The sequence below is a fragment of the Gammaproteobacteria bacterium genome, assembly GCA_016195665.1.
Taxonomy (GTDB): domain Bacteria; phylum Pseudomonadota; class Gammaproteobacteria; order SURF-13; family SURF-13; genus JACPZD01.
This window is the reverse complement of sequence record JACPZD010000028.1, coordinates 16,730-36,119: the sequence shown is the minus strand read 5'-3', so window position 1 is coordinate 36,119 and position 19,390 is coordinate 16,730. Positions and strand designations below refer to the sequence as shown.

Sequence of the window (19,390 nt, the reverse complement as noted above, 5' to 3'; positions counted from 1 at the left end):
TATGGATATCGCAAAAATTGCCGCATTACCCTTCCGCTACAAGCCATGGCGTCCGCGTCACCTCCGCCTGATCGTGCAGGACTTGATGGCGCCGGGTAATCAGCCGGAACGAGATCACCTCGACCATCTCCGGGCCGCTATCGACTGGCTGTGCCGCGCGCAGGATGTGCGGGCAGACAAGGCGGATGCAGGCGGCGTATCCGCCGGCTGGAGTTTTGAGGACGGCTGGCTGCCCAGTTATCCGGAAACCAGCGGCTATATCATCGAAACTTTTCTGGCAGCCGCCAAAATATTGGATCGGCCTGACTTGATCGGGCGCGCTCACTGGATCATTGATTGGGAGTTGTCGCTTCAGCAGGAAGACGGCGCCTTTCCCGGACATTTCGGCGAGCCGGATAGTCATCCGGTGATTTTCAATACCGGCCAAATCATGCATGGCATGATCGCCGGATACACGCAATTGGGGCGGCAGGAATGTCTCGACGCCGCCGTCAAGGCCGGTCATTGGCTGGCCCGGCAGCAGGATGGAGACGGCTGCTGGCGGCGCTTCGAGCATAATGGCGTACCCCACACCTACAATACCCGTGGCACCTGGGCGTTGCTCGCCACCGCCCTGATCGCAGGTGAGGCAAAACTCAAAGCCGCCGCAATACATAATCTCGATTGGGCGTTGGCGCAACAAACGGCCACCGGCTGGTTCGCCAACAACGCCTTCACCCCGGGGCGGCCGCCTTACACTCATACTATCGCTTATGCCATCCGCGGTTTCCTGGAAAGCGGGGTAGTGCTTGGCGAAGAACGCTATCTTGCGGCGGCGGAGAAAGCGGCTCGCGCCGTGGCAAAGACACAGCGGCAAGACGGCTGGCTGGCCGGCGCCTATGACGAGAATTGGCAGGCCGGTGCAAGCTACTGCTGTCTGACAGGTGTGGCTCAAATGGGATTGAACTGGCTGAGACTCGCCCGCGAGTGCGGGGCGGAGGACTTGCGCGCGCATGCTCGCAGCGGATTGAGTTATCTCAAGCGCAACCACAGACTGACCGATTCGGATCCTACATTTCGCGGTGCGGTGGCCGGTTCCGCGCCAATCTGGGGACGGTACTCCATGTTTGAATTCCCCAATTGGGCGGCGAAATTTTTTGCCGATGCCCTGATGATGGATATGGCCGACATGACCGTGCCGCCGGTCGCCAAGATCGGCCACGCCGCGCCGGAGGTGATGTCACATGTCTGACTTATCGGTACTGATACTGTGCGGCCGCTCCCCGCGGCATCTCTATGTCGCCAACATGCTCTGCGAAAGCGCCCGCCCGGTTGCAATCGTGCAGGAAACCGGGAGTCAGTGGAACGGTAAAAAATTACGGCGCCTGCTCAATCCGGTCAATCTCTGGCGCAAAGGCTGGCGCTGGTTGAGGGATCGCGGGCGCTATACCGGAGGCGGCGAAGCCAAATTCTTCTTCGGCAGCCGGGCTCCATTCCTTGCCCGGCCGGACTTGCTGGTGGAGGTGCCGCATATCAATCACCCCGATGTAGTGAGGCTGGCACAGAACCTGCAGCCGGATGTGATTGCGGTGTTTGGCGCCTCCTTGATTCGCGGCGCCTTGCTTGAAATGGGAAGAACCGGGTTATTCAATCTCCATGGCGGTCTATCGCCGGAATACCGGGGCGCCGACTGCACCTTCTGGGCGCTCCATAACGGCGAACCGGAAAAGGTGGGCTGCACCCTGCACCGGATAGACGCCGGCATAGACACGGGAGCGCTGATCGCTCATGTCTGCCCGGAGGTAAAGGGCGGCGGCGATGAGTTGTCCCTTTTCTGGCGCGCGGTTCACGACAGCGCCGAAGCATTCGGTGAAATGCTGGCCCGGCTTGAACGGGGCGAGCGCCTCGGTCGGGTGCAGCCGGGCAAGGGACGGCTCTATCAGGTCAGGGATCGCAGTTGGCGGGCTGAGCGCACGCTTGCGCGGCGCATGCAACAGGGACTGTTGCAGGATGTTCATCTGCCAAAACGGGTCCACTGGTTCATCGAAGCATCTACAGTTACGGATGAGACATGCCATTAAGAGATATATTCGTCACCGCGGTGGTGCTGATCAGTCTGCCGCTCATACTGAGCAAGCCCTATATCGGGATTTACGTTTGGTCGTGGCTCGGCTACATGAATCCGCATCGCCTGTCCTGGGGCTTTGCCTATACCTTCCCCTTCGCTTTTATTGTCGGCTTGACGACTCTGGCGGGTTTGCTGTTTTCGCGGGAATCCAAGCGCATCCCTTGGACCAGAGAGAGCATCCTGCTGTTATTGTTTATCCTGTGGATGCTCGTCACCACCTTTTTCGCTTTTTACCCCGAACTCGCTTGGCCGCAGATGGAAAAGGTCGCCAAGATCCAGCTCATGATTTTTCTCACGCTGATCCTTATAAACACCCGGGAGAAGCTGCACACCCTGGTGTGGATCATCGCGCTCTCCCTGGGTTTCTATGGGATTAAAGGCGGCATCTTCACCGTTTTGCACGGCGGCGTGTACGAGGTCAGGGGGCCGCTCGGGACCTTCATCGGCGGCAATAACGAAATCGCTCTGGCGATGATCATGGTCATCCCCCTTATGCGCTATCTTCAGCTGAATACGAAAAAAACCTGGATCCGGCACGGTCTCACTGCGGCCATGATCCTGAGCGCCCTCGCGGTGATCGGCAGCCAGTCCCGCGGCGGGCTGGTGGGGGCCGGCGCGATGGGCCTTTTCCTGTGGCTGAAAAGCCGTAACAAGTTCTTGACCAGCCTTGTCATCGCCGTATCGGTGGTGTTGATCCTGCTGGTCATGCCGCAGAAGTGGCATGATCGCATGTCTACCATCACAACCTACCAGCAGGACGCTTCCGCTCAAGGGCGCCTCAACGCCTGGGCGATGGCCTTCAACCTGGCCAAGGACCGGCCGTTAGTGGGCGGGGGGTTCGCAACCTTCAGGTATGAGATATTCAAAATATACGCCCCTGACCCGGAAAACCTCCATGATGCGCACAGTATCTATTTTGAGGTGTTGGGAGAACATGGATTTGTCGGTCTCGCTTTTTTCCTGCTGTTGGGCTTTGCCACCTGGCGCACCGGCTCATGGGTCATTAAGAATGCAAAGCGGGATCCGGACAAGAAATGGGCGGCGGACCTCGCCGCCATGACGCAAGTCAGCATGGTGGGTTACGCCGCAGGGGGCGCCTTTCTGGGCCTGGCCTACTTCGATCTGTATTACCATCTGATCTGCATCATGGTTTTGAGCAAGGTCATCCTGCTCGGCGAGCAGGCGGGGCAAAAGGCGCCGGCGCCGCAAGGAGTCGGGGCAACCCGTGCCACTCCGGGCCGGCGAGGGCAGCAGGCCGGGGTAGGAGTAAAGGAAGGGATATGAATATCGGCTTCGACACCATCGGCAACGCCATTTTGATCTGTTACGACCAGGGCCGTCCCGTGTTGGCGACCGATCCCTGGATTGCCGGCAGCGCTTACTTCGGTAGCTGGGGCTTTTCCCACGAGATTCCAGAACAGCAGATGAGCGCCATCAAGGCCGCGGATCATATCTGGTTGTCTCACGGCCACCCGGATCATCTGAGCTCCGCATCCATGGAGTTGCTGCGAGACCGCAAGATTCTGCTGCCAGATCACGTCGGGGAGCGGATTTATCAGGGCCTCAAAGAACAGGGCTACGATGTCCACACCCTACGGGATCGCGAGTGGTATCAACTGTCTCCCCATGTCCGCGCCCTGTGCATCTCGGATTTCAACCAGGACGCCGTGCTCCTTGTCGATATCAACGGGCGCCTGGTGTTTAACCGCAACGACGCCAGCGACCATGGCTGGGAAAGCTTTGTGCGGAATATCATCAAGAAATATGACATCTCGTTCCTGCTGGCGCTGTCAAGCAGGTTCGGCGATGCCGACATGATCAACTATTTTGATGAGGATGGTAACCGCATCCCCGTGCGCGAGAATGTGCCCAGTCTCGGTGCGCGCAACGCCCACCGTACCGAAACGGTCGGGGCAAGGTATTTCATTCCGTTCAGTTCGATGCATGGTTATCAACGCGAGGATTCCGCCTGGGCCAATCAATACCACACCTCGCTTGCGGACTATGCGACAGGCTTTAAGTCCGAACGCTGCGAATTGCTGCCGGCGTTTATCCGTTACGATTGCGAACGCGATCTATGCGAGGAAATCAAGCCGGCGGAACTGCCGCACACCCTGTTCAGTCCGGCCGACTTCGGGGATGATTGGAGCGAGACCCTGGAGAGGCCGGAGGTGGAGATGGCCGGCCGGTATTTCGGCTCCATCCAGCACCTCTCCCGTTTTCTGGATTTCATCAATTTGCGCGTCGGTGGGCAGGATAATATCATCCGCCTGAATCCAAAGCGGGAGGTCCGCGGCGTAACGTTCGAAGCGCCCCGGCATTCGCTCATGACGGCGATCAAGTATGAAATCTTCGACGACCTGCTGATCGGCAATTTCATGAAGACCACCCTGCATGGAAATTGGAGTCCGGGACGTCTGTATCCGGATTTCACACCCTATGTGGCCAAGTACGCGGATAATGGCAGAGCCAAATCGGACCAAGAGCTTGCCGACTACTTCAAGGCTTACCGCAAACGGGCGGTGCTGGACTTTCTCAAGTTTCAGTTTGAGAAAAAGGCCGAGGCCATTTACCGTTCGTATGTTGCCGAGGGCAGCCTCGCACACCGGGTGGCGAAGAAGGCCTATTGGGTCTACAAGAAGTCGCTACGATGAGCATCTGGCACCACTCCATGAATATTATAACCCTCTCGCTGCCAGCCATTGCTCCAGCATCATGATTGCCCAGATCATTTTCCCGAAGTAGGTCGCGTGAGTGCTGCGGTGTTCCGCAAGCAGCCGGTCGATATAGCTGCGCTTCATGTAACCGCGGCGCTGGAAGGCCTCCAGGCTGGCTTGCGCCATATCCGCAAGCGGCGCATGGGTGTTGACCCATAGACCGAACGGCAGGCCGAAACCGTGTTTCGATTTGGCAATGATTTCCCGTGGCAAGAAATCGCGCAGCGCGTGCTTGAAGAAATAGCGCAGCTTCAATCCCTTCACCTTGAGGGATGGCGGTAATTCCGCGGCGAACTGCACCAGCGCCTCGTCGATGAGCGGGTATCGTACTTCGACGCCCGCCCTCTCGCACATGCGCGAAACCTTGCGCAAGTCGTTGTCGGCAAGAGTCTGCTTGAGGTCCAGGTGCAGCATGCGGTTGATGATGGAAGCGGAGGCCGTTCTATTATAGGCCTCCCGGATGATTTGCAACGGATGCTCCGGGTCCAGGCGAACTAAAAAATCCGGCTCGAAAATCTCGGACAGCGGCATGCGATGCAGGAAATTGTACGATTCCAGCCGGTCCGGCAATGGAATATTCGCCTGCTTGATATAGCTGCGTAGCTTGCGCACCGGAAGAACCGCTGCGCCGCCCGGTATGGCGGAAAGCGCCGGCTCTATCAGCCCGCTGCGTAACGGCTTGGGAATCAGGCCGTAGTATTCGAACACCTTTTGCTGGACATAACGCGCGTTGCCGCCGAAGATTTCGTCACCGCCGTCACCCGCGAGCATGATGTTCACACCGTCTTCTTTAGCCAGCTTTGCGCAGTAATAGGTTGGCACGGCAGAGTCGTTGCCGAAGGGTTCGTCGTAGCTGCTTGCGATCAGCGGCACCGCATCAACCACGTCCTGCGGCGTCACGTAATATTCATGCGCGCGGGTTCCGAAATGGCGGGCGGCGATGCGCGCGTAGCCCATCTCGTCAAATCCTTCCGCTGCGAAGCCGATCGAATAGGTGTCCACCGGCCGGCCGCACACTTCGGTCAAGATGCCGGCCACCGTGGAGCTGTCCGTGCCCCCGCTCAGAAACGCGCCGACCCGCCCGCCATCCAACCCGTCCGCCGCCCGGCCGATGCTTTCGCGCAGCACGCCGTGGAAACGCTGTTCCAGCGCGGACACTGAAGCAGCGGCATGGTCGTGATATTCGAGCCGCCAGTAAAATTTCTTTTCCACCCCCCCCCGGCGCCAGACGAGGCGCTCGCCGGGCAGCAGCTTTTCCACCCCCTCATAGATGGCGCCCGGGCTGGGCACCATGTGGCAGTAAAGATAATTAAAAATGGCCTGCTCGCTCAGCTTGGACTGAACCGCCGGATGGGCAATCACGCAATCCGCCGTGTTACCGAACACTAGCCGTTCGCCCGATGTGGCGTAACACAAGGTGCGGATGCCCATGCGATCCACGGCCAGCAGGGTGGTCTGGGTCCGCGCGTCCGCAATCGCCAGGGCAAACGGCCCGCGCATTTCCTGAAGGCACTCCACGCCGTGGCGCGCATAGGCGGCAGCCGCCGCCGCCCCCATCCCCTGACTTGCCGCCAGCGTGGCCAGGTCGTTCGATGTCCATTGGACATGGCCCTGCACGGCTGCAAGCACCGCGCCATTCCGATGCAGGCCCACCGGTACGCGGCCCCGGTAAACCGCAAGCGCACAGCCTGGCAAGACCGCCTCTTGCCCTCCTGGATCAGTGGCAGCCCCGGTTGCGGAAACCATCCGTTCCAGAACGCTACGCGCCTCGTCCTGCCCGGTCGAGGCATCCATCCATCCGCATATTCCGCTCATGGCCGGTTCAAATCAGCAATTTTCAATGGTTTTATAGTGTAGTCAGGCCAAATTTAGCAAAATGGTACCTTATAATGATATGTTTGACCCGGATATTAATAGCCCGGCTGGAAATAACGAGGTTGTTGTGAGTGAGCTCTGGACAAAAATTGGAAAAACCCTGCATTACTGCCAAAAGCGGTTTCAACAAGGTGTCCGTGGCCTGCGCTGGGACATATTTCAACCATCCATGCAAAAGCCGGTTTTTATCGTGGGGTGCAGCCGCGCCGGAACCACGGTGGTCTATAAGACCTTCTCCGAGTCGCGAGAAATCGGCTCCCTGCAACGGGAAACTCACGATTTCTGGATGGACTTGCATCCGCTGTCGGAAAAGCGTTGGGATACCCACGCCCTGGATGCGGCCCAGGCCAGCGACCATGACCGCAACTGCGTGTCGCGCTATTTCTATGCTTGGACCGGCAAACGCCGCTTCGTCGACAAGAACAATCAGAACGGCCTGTGTGTGCCATACCTGCACGCCCTATTCCCGGATGCCCATTTCGTCTTCATCAAGCGCAGCCCCGGCGATAACCTGAATTCCCTGATCGAGGGCTGGGGTAAGCCGGAGGAATTCGCCACCTGGTCCGACCATCTGCCCGAGCGGGTGGAAGTCGACGGCGGCCGTTACACCCGATGGTGCTTTTTTCTGGCTGAGGGCTGGCGCGATTACCTGCGCGCACCGGTAGAAGAGGTCTGCGCGTTCCAGTACCGCGCCATCAATCAGGCTATCCTGGACGCCAAGCGCATTATTCCGTCTTCCCAGTGGAGCGAGGTGTGTTACGAGGATCTGGTACGCGATCCGGTGGCGGGCTTCCGTCCCCTGTTCGAGGCCACCGGCCTGCGCTTCACCCCGGCGTTGCAACAGCATTGTGCAAATGTGCTGGATACTCCATACAACGCCTTTTCCGCTATCCGCCTGAACAAGTGGAAGGACGGACGCAACCTGGACAAGATAGAACGCGCGCTTCCGTCGGTGCTGGCTGTCGCCCATCGGATGGGATACCCTCTTTGAAACAGTTTCTTGCCGCTGCATATTCCGATTCCTGACGTGCTGCCCTGGATCCTTTATCCGCTTCTTGCCTGGACTCTGTGTGTCCTGTTGCTTGTTTGGTCGTTCCGAAAAGTGATCACGGCGGCGTGGCGCGAACCGGTGCTGAAATTCCCTGTTCTGGTGATTGAGAGCGACGACTGGGGGCCGGGGCCGGCCCTTCACGCCCAGGCATTGGAGCGTCTGCGGCAGGTATTGCTGCGACATCGAGACAGCCGGGGACGGCCGGCATTGATGACCTTGGGGGTGATCCTGGCGCTGCCGGATACGGCGGCCATCCGCGCCGCCCGGATGGAGCGGTATCACCGTCTGCCTCTGACCGATGCGCGTTTCGAACCGATACGGCGGGCGATGGCGCAGGGAATCGCCGACGGGGTGTTCGCGGTGCAGTTGCACGGCTTGGAACATTATAGCCCAGCCGTGTTGATGAACGCAGCGCATACCGATCCCGCCGTAGCGCAGTGGCTGGCCACCGGCACTCTGCCCGAAACCGAAACGCTGCCTTCCCATCTACAGAGCCGCTGGACCGATGCCAGCCGGTTGCCGTCCGTGCCGCTGCGGGATGTGGACATTGCCCGGGCGGTGGCGGAAGAAACGGCGTTGTTCAAGGATATTTTCGGCATTCCGCCGGTGGTGGCGGTGCCGCCCGCTTTTGTCTGGGGCGAAACAGTCGAACGGGCCTGGGCGGCCCACGGGGTGCGGGTGGTGGTGACACCGGGCCGGCGTTATGAGGGGCGCGGCGCGGACGGCCGGCCTGACCGGGCCGGCCGTGATCTTCGCAACGGCGAACGAGGTTCCGCCGGCATGCTATACCTGGTGCGCGATGCCTATTTCGAACCGGCCCTGGACCACAAGGCGGAGCGGGTGACGGCGGCGCTGGCGCACAACACGGAGTTGGGCCGGCCGACCCTGGTGGAGACGCATCGCTTCAACTTCGTGCGCGCCGGCGCCGCCGAGGCACTGGCCGAATTGGGAAGGGCGCTGGATTCGGCACTGGCGGCGTACCCCTCTATCCGTTTCCTGGCCCCGGTGGAATTGGCCGAGGCCATGACGCGACGCGCACCGGATCTCATCGAAGCGGGATTCAAGGCACGGCTGCGGGCCTGGTTGGCGCGCCTCCGCATCCTGCCGCGATTCTGGAAATTGGCGCGCGTCACCGGCCTGGCGCTGCCCCTGCGGCTGGCCGGCCGGCTCGTGGGAGCGACCGCCCGACTCCATGGGCGCGAATTGTGTCCATGAGCCAGCGGTCTCTCCCTCATCCGGCCCTTCGGGCCACCTTCTCCCGCAAGCGGGAGAAGGAGAGTCAGAGCGGCCTTCGGCCGCAGATTTATAGGTAGGGGGCATGACACCGCGCTTCTCGGTCATCATCGCGGTCTACAATGGGGCGGCCACCTTGGCCCGCGCCATTGACTCAGTGTTGGCCCAAAGCCATCCGGTCCATGAATTGATCGTGGTGAACGACGGCTCCACCGACGCCACCGCGCAAGTGGTGGCGCACTACGGGGAGCGACTGCGCTACCTGCACCAGCCCAACGCCGGTGTGTCGGCGGCACGCAATGCCGGCGCCCGGCTGGCCACGGGCGACTGGTTGGCGTTCCTGGACGCCGACGACATATACTATCCCGGCCGCATCGAGTGGCATGCCCAGTGGATCGCCGAAGATCCAACACTGGATTTTCTCACCGGCGAGCAGGAATACCGCGAGCCGGACGGACGGCTGATCAAGACCTCGCTCGCCCACACGGCGGCGGGGCGGATGTTGCTGGCGCGAGCGGCGGGGGCGGAGCGGGTGGTGATGGATCAAGCGGCGGAGATTGAAGCCTTCGTCGCCGACCATTTCGGCGACACCCATACCCTGAGCGTGCCGCGCCGGACTTTCCTGGAACTGGGCGGCTATCCGCCGGGGCGCGCGGTGTGCGAGGACGTCAATTTCCTGATTCGGCTCACAGCCGCCAGCCGTCGCATCGGTGTCGTACTCCGGCCCATGGCGGTTTATTACATCTACCCCGGCAGCGCCACCCGGCGCGACCCGCTGCGCGCCCAGCGGCTCACGGTGGAGGCGCTTACGGCGCTGAAACCTCAGCTTGCCGCGGCGTTGCCTGCCGTGCAACGAGGTTTCCGCGCCGGCCTGCGCAGCGCCCGCTACAACCTGGCGGTGGCGCTGCTGCGCCAGGGGCGGCGGACCGAGGCTGTCGGAGCGGTCCTGCCATCGTTCCTCGCTCAACCGGGACTATCCACACTGCGTGAGTTGCTGTCGGTGGCGCGCGGCCTGGACGACAAAAAATAGGCTTACGGATGGCGCTGCGTTATCTGGTTTTCACCGAACTGTTTCTGCCCACCAAGGGCGGTACCGCGGTATGGTTCGCCGAGGTCTACCGGCGTCTGGGCGGCAAGGATATCCACATCGTCACCGCCGACGTGCCGGGTGCGGCGGAAGTTGACGCGCTCCACCCCAACAGCGTGCATCGGGTGAAACTCCGTCGCCGCTGGTGGCTCAAACCCGAGTCAATAGCCATGTACGCCAAGCTCTTCGTCACCGGGCTGCGGCTCGCGCTGCGCCACGATTTCGACGTGGTGCATGCCGGCCGCGCCCTGCCGGAAGGCCTGGTGGCCTGGGCGGTGGCGCGGCTCATACGGCTGCCGGTGGTGATCTATGCCCACGGCGAGGAGCTCACCACCTGGGGCCGGGGGGGCAAGTACAGGGCGATGCGCTTCGCCTTGCGTCACGCCGACCGGGTAATCGCCAACAGCGAGTTCACCCGCGACGAACTGGTGAAAATGGATGTCCGGCCCGAATGCATCACCCTGATCTATCCGGGTGTGGATGTGGAGCGCTTCCGCCCGGGTCTCCCTTGCGATGATCTTAAGGCCGGCATCGGTCTCCGGCCGGGTGAAAAACTCATTTTGTCAGTGGGACGTCTGTCTCGGCGCAAGGGTTTCGATATGGTCGTCCGCAGCCTGCCGGAACTGCTGCGTCAGGGGATCAATGTTCGATATGCGCTGATCGGCATGGGTGAAGACCGGGATTATCTGATCAGTCTTGCTCGAGAATTGGGAGTGGCCAATCAAGTCCACCTTCTGGGCCATGTCAGCCCCGAGGATCTGCCTCGTTGGTACAATGCCTGCGACGTGTTCGCCATGCCCAACCGCGAGATCAATGGCGACACGGAAGGTTTTGGCATGGTGTTTATTGAGGCGGCCGCTTGTAGCAGGCCCGTATTGGCTGGAAACGCAGGCGGGACGGGTGCTGCGGTGGTGGATGGGGAAACCGGATTGAGAGTGAACGGTGAATGCTTGGGGGCCATCGTGGATGCCTTTGTGCGCCTGCTGGGCGGAGTGGGATACAGTATGGGTAAAAACGGCTATCATAGGGCGCTGGGAGCATTTGCTTGGGAACAGGTCGCGGCCAAGACCAGTGGACTGGGTGTGCCAGCGGCTGGAAAGGAGTGAGCATGGTGCGAAGAATGCGAGGATTCGGGACCCTGTTGCTTTTATTCACATTACAGGCTACAGGGGCGGAGTTGCTGCCCTTTGCACCGACTCAAGCGGAAATGGCGCGGCTGCCGGAATACTGCAGGGTCAGGGCCACCGATAATGGTCATCTGCCTGAATTCCAGATGTGGTTGAATCGGCTGGGTCCGAAATTCCGGGGCATCCATCACTACTGTAGCGGCCTTAATTACATCAACCGGTATCAGCGCCTGTGGAACGACCCGAAAAGGGGTTACTATCTGAGCCGTGCCGTACCGGAGATCGATTACGTGGCTAAGGATATGCCCGACGATTTTCCATTGGCGGGAGAAATCTATCTCAATCGCGGTATCGCACATAAATTGATGAAGCAAGATGGCGCCGCCGCCGTCGATTTTGTCAAAGCCATCGAACACGATCCCAAACAGGTGCAGGCCTATTTGAACCTGGCAGCGATTTACATCAAGGGAGGCAATAAGGCCAAGGCTCTGGAGGTCGTCACCAACGGTCTCAGTCACGCTCCGAAAAGCAAAGGGTTGCAGAAGAAATATCTGGAGTTGGGCGGCAAGGAACCGCTCCCGGCTGCTGAAAGTATTGCATCACCAGGCAACCCGGCAGCGCCGGATGCTGCGGACGGGCGGCAAGATACCCGGTCCGGAGTAAGTCAGACTCCCCACGATGCTGCGACCGAATCGGGGCCTGAACAGGAAGCTGGGCCAGATGACACCGCCACATCTAAAGACAAACAGAGTGGTGGTGAAGCGAGCAGCGCCGGCGATAGCAAACCGCCCGTCATCGGCACCCCGACCAACCCCTACTGCCGTTTCTGCCCGGATTAGGAGAGTTTAGACAAGACCAAATCGGATTCACCGCCAGCCGACGCCCCGATGCAATAGCCTGGCCGGTTTCATTCATTCCAGCGCGACAGGTCTTTACCGAGAAATTCGCCCAACTCCCGATTCGGCCCAAGAAAATAATCCAGTAGCCGAACTCTGGTTTCCGTCTGCATCCTGGGGGGGATGAATTCCGCCTCGATGCGCCGATGCGCAGGAAGCTTGCGCAACATCGTGTAGATACTGTCACGCACCCCCTGGGGAAGATGGTCGGCTATCCATTGCGCTCCCGGTAATGTACGCAGGGGACCAGTCAGCCTGGAGCGAATCAGCCAGGCTTCCTTTTCCTTATTCAGATTTTCGCTCACTGCGCCCCGTGCCAGCAAATCAACCTTCTTGTCGATGCCCAGAAAGCTGATGACTCGCTCCAGGGTCAATCCGGGATCTTGAATGAAATCTTCGAAAAAAAGGAACAGGAATCGTTCGCGGGGGTAATACTCCAAAAAGCGATTGATTTGCAGCATGTAATGGCTGCTCTGGATGACGCTGTCATCCTTCGCGATATGCTGTTCGAAGGTATCGGTGAAGGTGTAATCCGGATCATCGTTGCGGATGTTGTTGATCAACTGGATATAGTGGGAATAGGCGCGATCTACCGGATGGCGCATGACATAGATGAGTTTTACGTCGGGCAGCAACGCATGCATGCGTTTCACCGTATGAGGGTAGAGCGGCCAGTTGGTGTAGTTGGTCGACGCCTCGCCACAGAGTTGTGCCTCGCCTGCGCCGGAAAACAGGGACAGATACCAATCCTCACCTCTGCCATAGCGCTCGTCAAATGCGAAATAGGTGGGTTCCTTGGGATCACTCATAAAGATGGAGGGATGCCAGGTTAAATGACGGTATAGGGAGGTGGTGCCGGCCTTGGCTGCGCCGATGATGATGAAGTCTGGTTTTCTGGCGCCCATTCAGTTAGCCACCATCTGATGAAATCGCCATGTATAGAGCCCCGCTACTCAATTACGTCTAGTATAGCTTAACAATAAATCTTCGAACTCCCTAACCGGCCGGATTGTGAAATCCATTTCCACCTGCCGCCGCCCGGTCTCTCCCATACGACGGCGCTCATCAGGATCATTGATGAGTTTCCGCACCCGCCCGACCAGACTTTCCGCATCACCCGGCTCAACCAGATAGCCGTTCTCTCCGTCATGAATGACCTCGGGGATGCCGCCGACCCGGGTTGCCACCACCGGTTTGCTGCAGGCTCCAGCTTCAAGGTTGATGAGTCCGAGGGGTTCCTGCCAACGTGATGGCGCCACCACAATGTCTGCGGTGTGGTAGACGTTTTCCACTTCCTTCACGTAGCCGATGTAGCGGATACGAGCATCACCGCCCGCCATATCCTTAAGGTCCTGCTCTGAAAAGGAGCCGGAAAATCTCTTCGGGTCGCGGCATTCGCCGGCTATCAGGAAACGGGCGTCGGGGTTCGGGATCCGGCGGGCCATGGCAATGAAATCCTGCACTCCCTTGATGTCACGGATCTGACCCAGAAAGGCCACCACGATGTTACTGTCGGACAGACCCAGTTCTGCGCGCAGGCTGCGTCCAGCATCGAAACGATCCAGACCGATCGAGTTGTAGATCACCGGTTTGTGCAATGTCACCGGCAACGATTGCTCGGCGGTGTAGCGCGAGACGCTGATTGCCGCCCGGCACAACTTCATGAATGGCCCCGGCTCGTCGTTGATGACGTGGTAGTGGGCGACGATGGGGATGCGCAGTACCCAGGCTGCGAGCAACTCGGCCGGCCGCCAGAAGTTGGAGCCGTTGACGTGGATCACCTCCACTCGTTCACGCCGGAAGAAACGCCAAGCCCGGATGAAACCACGCAGATAGATCATGAGGTTGCCCGGCTCGGTGAGAGGTCCCCAAATAAGGTGGTGTAAATCCCGTTGCTTCAATTCTTCCACTACGGGCCCAGTGTGTGGCAAAAGCAGCAAGGGCGTCAGCCTGTCACGATCCATCAGACGCAGGTTGGTGAACAGTACTCGGCTGGCGCCCCCCCAGTCACCGGCGCTCAGGGTGAAGAAACAGACAACGGGTTTAGTGCTCATTTTCTTAAGACCTTAGATTGCGCGACAGGCGCCCTCATGCGTGGCCGAATTACCGATTCGATGCGCCGTCCCGCATGAGGGCAAGAGTTGAGGCGAGTGCTGTGCGCCACTGTCAAGAACGGGGGCGCGCTGCGGCCACTATTGACCATCCGTGGCGTTCACTGTTTGATAACGTGGTATTTCCAGGTGCATTTTGAATGCGGTTGAACCGTCTCGGGCCTGCCACGGAAGAATTCATCAATAGCCTTGGTGGCGCCCGGCCAGCGCGCGTCGCCGTATTCGTCAAACATGATCACACCGCCAGGCTGAACTTTGTGGTAGAGGGTTTCCAGAGCGAGTTTGTAGAATTCGTATAGATCGCAGTCAAGGTGCAGCAAGGCGATACGCCCCTCGTAGCCGGGCAGAGTCTTGTCAAACCATCCCTTTACAAGATGTATCCGTTCGCGGATGACCTCATCGCTCAGGCGCCCGTCCTGCAACACTTTGAGCACAGTATCGAGCGGGTTGGCCCAGAACCCCTTGCCCTTGATTGGGGTAGTTTCATCTTTTTCGACCGGGTCAGGGAATCCTTCGAAGGAGTCAAAACCGTAGTAGGCCCGAGGCCTTCCGATATAGCCGCTGAACAAGGTAAAAAGCAACGCCCCATGCCCGATCGAGACGCCGCATTCGACGATGTCTCTCTCCACATTTCGAACCTGTTCCACCATATCCTTGAAGTAAAGGTACCGGTCCAGCGCGCCGCGATAGATCCGGGGCAGAAAAGGTGAGTGGTTGTACTCGGCGGGAATGCTTTCCTCCAGCGGATCGATTTTCTCGATTTTGTAGCCTAAGGCACGCAGAGTTTGCTTAATAGCGGATTTGAACGGCATCTGGTTTCTCCCTTGCCGGAAAAGTCAGCGCTTGGGTTGTGCGTCAGACCCGTGGTTGATCCATTCAGACAGCTTGTGCCACAACGCAGCGCCTATTTCCGGATACTGCTCAATCACATTATGCCGGCATATAGGGTCAGTCTCAACGTCGAACAGTTGCAGGATGTGGCTGTTAGTGAGCGGCTGGTAGGTGAGCTTCCAGCGCCCGCTGCGGATCATGCGATCCTTGGCTGCTATGATGTGTGCTGCATATTCCGGTTTGATTGCAAGGGCGCCGCCGGCTATGTCCGGCACCTCCAGCAGTTCCAACAGGTCAGGATATCGCAGATGCTTCTCTGGCTGACCTGGGATGTCGGTGACCCAGACCCCGGTTTCGTTGTAAGCGTCGAGTTGCGGGCAGTGTTCATGATGGGTCAGGCAGGCAACGAGGGAGATTCCCTCCATGTGGGCTGCCGGTGTTGAACCGGCCAATTCCAGCAGCGTGGGAGCCAAGTCAATACTGCGTACCACGCTTTTGATTGTGCCGCAAGCCGGCTTGCGGGGATCGCGGATCACCAGCGGGATGCGCGGGCTGAAGTCGCCGACGGCGGAATTGCCTTGCCCCCAGGTATCATGCTCGAAAAACTCCATGCCGTGGTCGGAATAGACGACGACGATGGTGTTGTCCGCGAGCCCGCAAGCTTCAATATGTTTCAGCATGCGACCGACCTCATCGTCGAATTGCGCCACACAGCCGTCATACAGGTCGATGATCTGGTCGAGGTCGAATTCTTCCAGGGGTGCGCCCTGGCGGCGGATGATGTCGAAGGGATCGGAGAGCTTGGCCATGGCAAATTTTGATTCTCCGGCATAGGCGGGATCGGCAAAGCGCGTATACCACGGCCATTCGGAGGCAAAAGGCGGATGCGTGGTGGAGTAGAACACGTTCAGGAAAAACGGCTGCGGGTTGGCAGCCAGGCGCGAGATCAGCCGGCGCGCGCGGCATCCCATCTGGGTGGTGAGCGGCACTCCGCCCAGATAGTACAGTTCGGGCAACAGCAGCCGCCCAAGCCGGTTATGGGTAAACAGCGAAACAAACAGGCGCAGATCCTTCGGGCCTTGCCGGATCAGGTATTTCAGATTCCACTGGTCTTCCGGCAGGTCGGTGTAGTCGAAGCCGAATGAGAACTTGCCCATGTCCGCACCACACCAGTCGGATAGCGCCGCGGTGCGATAGCCCAGCGGCTTCAACAGTTGCGGCAGGGTGGCGACCTTGAGACGGGTTTCGGTATCGGCGACAAAATTGTCGCGGATATCATGAGTGTGCGGCCAGGTGCCGGTTAACAGAGAAATCAGGCTGGGTGACGTGCGGGCGCAAGGAACATAACAATTTGAAAACAGCGCACCCTGCGCGGCGAGTGTATCGATATTGGGCGTGAGCGCGCGGCGATAGCCGTGCGCACCCAGACGATCGGCGCGTAGCGTGTCCGAGCCGATGAGCAGGATATTGGGCGGCGTATTTTCCTGTCGGATCCTGGCGTGGCGCGGCGCACGCGCTTGCGGCGACCATGCGGCCCACACGATGACCCCGGCGTAGAATAGCACCGCTGACCCTAGCGCCATGAGTTCCGCCGTCTGGTTCTGCTTCACCAGCCGCCACGAGGCGGCGGCGACCAGCAGTCCGGCAACGAAGATGAGCGCACCCTGCAACCCGCCGATGCGGGCAGGCGTGACCCACTGCCACAGCCGGTAGAACCGGCTCATGCGGTAGTGCGTGGAAGCGACCAGCAGTCCCGGGTTAAAGCGGAGCTTGCGGATAAGTTGCAGCGCACTGGCGCCGAGTATTCCCATGACCGTGGCCAGTGCGGCCAGCCATGCCGACCAGCTTCCCCCTAAGCTCACATTCAGCGCGTAATAAATGAGCACGCCGCCGCCCCCTGCAAACAGCGTCAGCGCAAACGCCCATGCACTTAGGCGGGCGAGGGCAAACAGAGTATAACGCCGATAGTGCGTGAGAATTTCTTTACGGATGCGTGGCCCGGTCTGCGAGAAGTCCGACAGCGATTTCGCCAGCAGGGAGACTGTTCCAACTGCAGCGACTCCAAGCGCGGGTAGTAATCCGGCCCAACGATCCTCGCCGCTCGCGAACCATGCTACTAAGCCGCAAGCCGCAGTCAGTAGCGCTAGCGCCCCCACCCCCAGCATGCCGCGGTCCGGCGGGAGGTCGAGCCTCTTGCGCCGATTGCCGGATTCGCGACGACCCTGTACTTCTCCTAATGCCGCGGCTGTGCGAACCCAGTAGAAGCGGCTTTTTGCCCATGACAGGCTGAAGATACTGTGAAAACCATACTCTGCAAGCTTGCGCCACATATACAGCGGCACTCGGCCGTTGCCGCGGATGCGTGAGGTGGAGCGGGTGCGCTGATAGCTTTTCCTGAGCAGATACGAAAGCTTCAGTCGTGCGGCATCGACATAGTGATGCTGCACCATGTCCGGTGTGTACTGGCAACATTCGCCGCGTGTCAGGGCGCGCAGCACGTATTCGCTGTCCTCGCCGCCGCCCAGATCATGGCCGTGGGGGCCCAGCTCAGTGGAGAACGATCCGGCCAGTTCGAAAACGCGGCGGCGCAACACCAGATTGCCGCCGCCGGGGATGGGGCCTTCTTCCGCCGTGATGGTTTTGGGTTGATCCTCCTGGTCGTAGCGCGGCACGGGCAGGGGGTAAATGCGATACGGCCCCTCGTCATGCACCCAGGCGGGTTCTGCGCCATCCCAGTCGGGCAGGATACGGCCGCAATACAATCCGGCGCCGGGCCAGGTCAGCGCAGCCTGTTCGATGGCGACCAGGTAGTTTTCATCAACCCTATGGTCGTCATCGACAAAGGCGGTAAGTTCAGTGTCGATTTCCGGGATGGCGCGATTCAGCGCGTACGACTTGCCGGGTGTGGGGACTTCAATGATACGTAGCGGCAGCCAGCCCTTGTCAGCCTGCTGCGCTTGATATGCATGCATGTGCGCCACCGTGTCGTCGGTGCAGGCATTCGCTGCCACCAGAATCTGCACCGGCATGTTCGGCCGCTTCGCTGCGTTCAGCGATGCCAGCACATGCTCCAGCAAATCGGCGCGGTTATGGGTGCAGATCAGGACGGTGAGGGCGGTGTCCATGGGTTTTTCCGGAATCATGGGTCCGAGTTACAATGAACTTCATTAAGTAAGCCACACGACATGATACGTTCCCGCCCCTTTCCAGGGGGCGGGACAGGGTGGGGGTGAGTTAAAAATTAAGGAAACTCTGAAAAATATATCGCCAACCGCCAAGGCGCCAAGGTCACCAAGAAAAAAGGCTTGAATTTGTAAAGAAAAGTCTTGGCGTTCTTGGCGTCTTGGCGGTTCAACATGCATAAATCAGAGCTTCCTTAAGAAGTTGCTAAAAATAACATAAATAAAGCCACGGCTTTATTTATGTTATTTTTAGTATGCCTTGGGACGCTGAGCGTAACCCACCAGACGACCCAGAGAATTGGCGGCATTCATAGCTTGTCGCAAAGCACCGGGACGGCTCGTTAGCAGCATGCCCGTTGCCCGTACTCCCTGGCGCAGGCACTGCGCGACGAGGAAAGGCGGCACGCCCAGCATGGTGCGAGAATAGGTCTCTAATTCGTGGCGGCCATGGCGCAATCCCGACCGGTAGTGCAGCGTGAGGAAGTAGCTGCGTTTCAGCCGCCGGGATTCGACGTAATGCCGTACGACCATATCCGGGCGATAGCGAATCTTCGTGCCTCGCGACTGCAACGTGCGGAACATGATGGCGTCCTCGCCGCCGCCCACGTCCGCACCTTCCCGGTTGTAGCGGTGGTCGAACCTCAGCGTTGGGTCGTCGCGGAACAGGCGCATGTCGTAGGCAATATTGCCGCTCCAGACCGGCGTATCGCCATCCTTGATCCAGAACGGTTCAGATCCGTAATCGAGTTCGCCGAGGAAACCGGCAATCTCGTCATCCAGCCAAGCGGGGCGACTGTGCGCGGTGAAGTCGACTTCTACACGTCCGCCGGCGCATTGGGCGCCCTCGTTGACAATGGCGTCAGAAGCCGCGTTCAGCAAACCGGCCTGTGGCAATTCATCGTCGTCAATAAACACCAGAATGTCGCTCTTCAGCGCCTCCTCGATGGCCCGGTTGCGGGCCGGGACGATACCTTGGGCGCTCTCGGTGACGAAGCGCAATGGGGCGCCGGGCTGTGCGGCCAGTTTCCCCAGAATGGCGAGGGTGTTGTCCTTGCTGTTGTTGTTGACGGCCAGGATCTCAAATGGGACCCGGCAAACCTGGGCGCGCATGGCGGCCACCAGGTTTTCCAGACGGTCGGCGCGGTTGTAGGTGCAGAAGGCGAAGGTCAGCAT

At 59.6% G+C, this 19,390-nt stretch carries 15 protein-coding genes; 9 read left to right on the top strand and 6 right to left on the bottom strand.

What is annotated here, in order from left to right; translation table 11 throughout:
* Nucleotide 1 precedes the first annotated feature (1 nt).
* From HY028_08015 to HY028_08000, 4 genes are read left to right on the top strand one after another with little or no spacing between them, the layout of a single operon-like run.
* On the top strand, nt 2-1,231 hold the full coding sequence (locus HY028_08015; GenBank protein ID MBI3344780.1) for a terpene cyclase/mutase family protein: 1,230 nt from the start codon (nt 2-4) through the stop codon (nt 1,229-1,231).
* Nucleotides 1,224-2,060 (top strand): formyl transferase, encoded by an 837-nt coding sequence (locus tag HY028_08010; GenBank protein MBI3344779.1) that lies wholly within the window; start codon nt 1,224-1,226, stop codon nt 2,058-2,060. The genes HY028_08015 and HY028_08010 overlap by 8 nt, the downstream gene beginning before the upstream one ends.
* Entirely contained in the window at nt 2,051-3,391 is a 1,341-nt protein-coding gene (locus HY028_08005; GenBank protein MBI3344778.1) for a putative O-glycosylation ligase, exosortase A system-associated, read from the top strand. Before HY028_08010 ends, HY028_08005 begins: the two co-directional genes overlap by 10 nt.
* Nucleotides 3,388-4,761: an MBL fold metallo-hydrolase gene (locus tag HY028_08000; protein MBI3344777.1), complete on the top strand. Its 1,374-nt coding sequence runs from the start codon at nt 3,388-3,390 to the stop codon at nt 4,759-4,761. The genes HY028_08005 and HY028_08000 overlap by 4 nt, the downstream gene beginning before the upstream one ends.
* 24 nt (nt 4,762-4,785) lie before the next feature.
* Here the strand turns inward: HY028_08000 and HY028_07995 are convergent, their stop codons facing one another.
* The gene (locus HY028_07995; GenBank protein ID MBI3344776.1) at nt 4,786-6,639 is read right to left on the bottom strand and encodes an asparagine synthase; all 1,854 of its coding nucleotides are present in this window, start codon (nt 6,637-6,639) and stop codon (nt 4,786-4,788) included.
* 79 nt (nt 6,640-6,718) lie between these two features.
* Between HY028_07995 and HY028_07990 the strand changes: the two genes are divergently transcribed.
* The 5 genes from HY028_07990 to HY028_07970 all read left to right on the top strand — a co-directional run bounded on the left by HY028_07990 (nt 6,719) and on the right by HY028_07970 (nt 12,036).
* Nucleotides 6,719-7,690, top strand: coding sequence for a sulfotransferase (locus HY028_07990; GenBank protein ID MBI3344775.1), 972 nt, complete (start codon nt 6,719-6,721; stop codon nt 7,688-7,690).
* A 48-nt stretch (nt 7,691-7,738) separates the two neighbouring features.
* Nucleotides 7,739-8,965: a glycosyl hydrolase gene (locus tag HY028_07985; GenBank protein MBI3344774.1), complete on the top strand. Its 1,227-nt coding sequence runs from the start codon at nt 7,739-7,741 to the stop codon at nt 8,963-8,965.
* A gap of 103 nt (nt 8,966-9,068) precedes the next feature.
* The gene (locus HY028_07980) at nt 9,069-10,013 is read left to right on the top strand and encodes a glycosyltransferase family 2 protein (GenBank protein MBI3344773.1); all 945 of its coding nucleotides are present in this window, start codon (nt 9,069-9,071) and stop codon (nt 10,011-10,013) included.
* Nucleotides 10,014-10,021: 8 nt separating this feature from the next.
* Nucleotides 10,022-11,176, top strand: coding sequence for a glycosyltransferase family 4 protein (locus HY028_07975; GenBank protein MBI3344772.1), 1,155 nt, complete (start codon nt 10,022-10,024; stop codon nt 11,174-11,176).
* Between the two features lie 5 nt (nt 11,177-11,181).
* Nucleotides 11,182-12,036, top strand: a complete 855-nt coding sequence (locus tag HY028_07970) for a tetratricopeptide repeat protein (protein ID MBI3344771.1) — start codon at nt 11,182-11,184, stop codon at nt 12,034-12,036.
* Nucleotides 12,037-12,104: 68 nt separating this feature from the next.
* Here the strand turns inward: HY028_07970 and HY028_07965 are convergent, their stop codons facing one another.
* The 5 genes from HY028_07965 to HY028_07945 all read right to left on the bottom strand — a co-directional run bounded on the left by HY028_07965 (nt 12,105) and on the right by HY028_07945 (nt 19,390).
* Nucleotides 12,105-12,998, bottom strand: coding sequence for a sulfotransferase (locus HY028_07965; protein MBI3344770.1), 894 nt, complete (start codon nt 12,996-12,998; stop codon nt 12,105-12,107).
* A gap of 48 nt (nt 12,999-13,046) precedes the next feature.
* Nucleotides 13,047-14,147: a glycosyltransferase family 4 protein gene (locus HY028_07960; GenBank protein ID MBI3344769.1), complete on the bottom strand. Its 1,101-nt coding sequence runs from the start codon at nt 14,145-14,147 to the stop codon at nt 13,047-13,049.
* A 158-nt stretch (nt 14,148-14,305) separates the two neighbouring features.
* Nucleotides 14,306-15,016 carry a class I SAM-dependent methyltransferase gene (locus HY028_07955; GenBank protein ID MBI3344768.1) on the bottom strand — a complete coding sequence of 237 codons (711 nt, stop codon included), beginning with the start codon at nt 15,014-15,016 and terminating at the stop codon, nt 14,306-14,308.
* A 24-nt stretch (nt 15,017-15,040) separates the two neighbouring features.
* Nucleotides 15,041-18,160, bottom strand: coding sequence for a sulfatase-like hydrolase/transferase (locus HY028_07950; GenBank protein MBI3344767.1), 3,120 nt, complete (start codon nt 18,158-18,160; stop codon nt 15,041-15,043).
* 306 nt (nt 18,161-18,466) lie between these two features.
* Nucleotides 18,467-19,390 (bottom strand): glycosyltransferase family 2 protein, encoded by a 924-nt coding sequence (locus HY028_07945; GenBank protein ID MBI3344766.1) that lies wholly within the window; start codon nt 19,388-19,390, stop codon nt 18,467-18,469.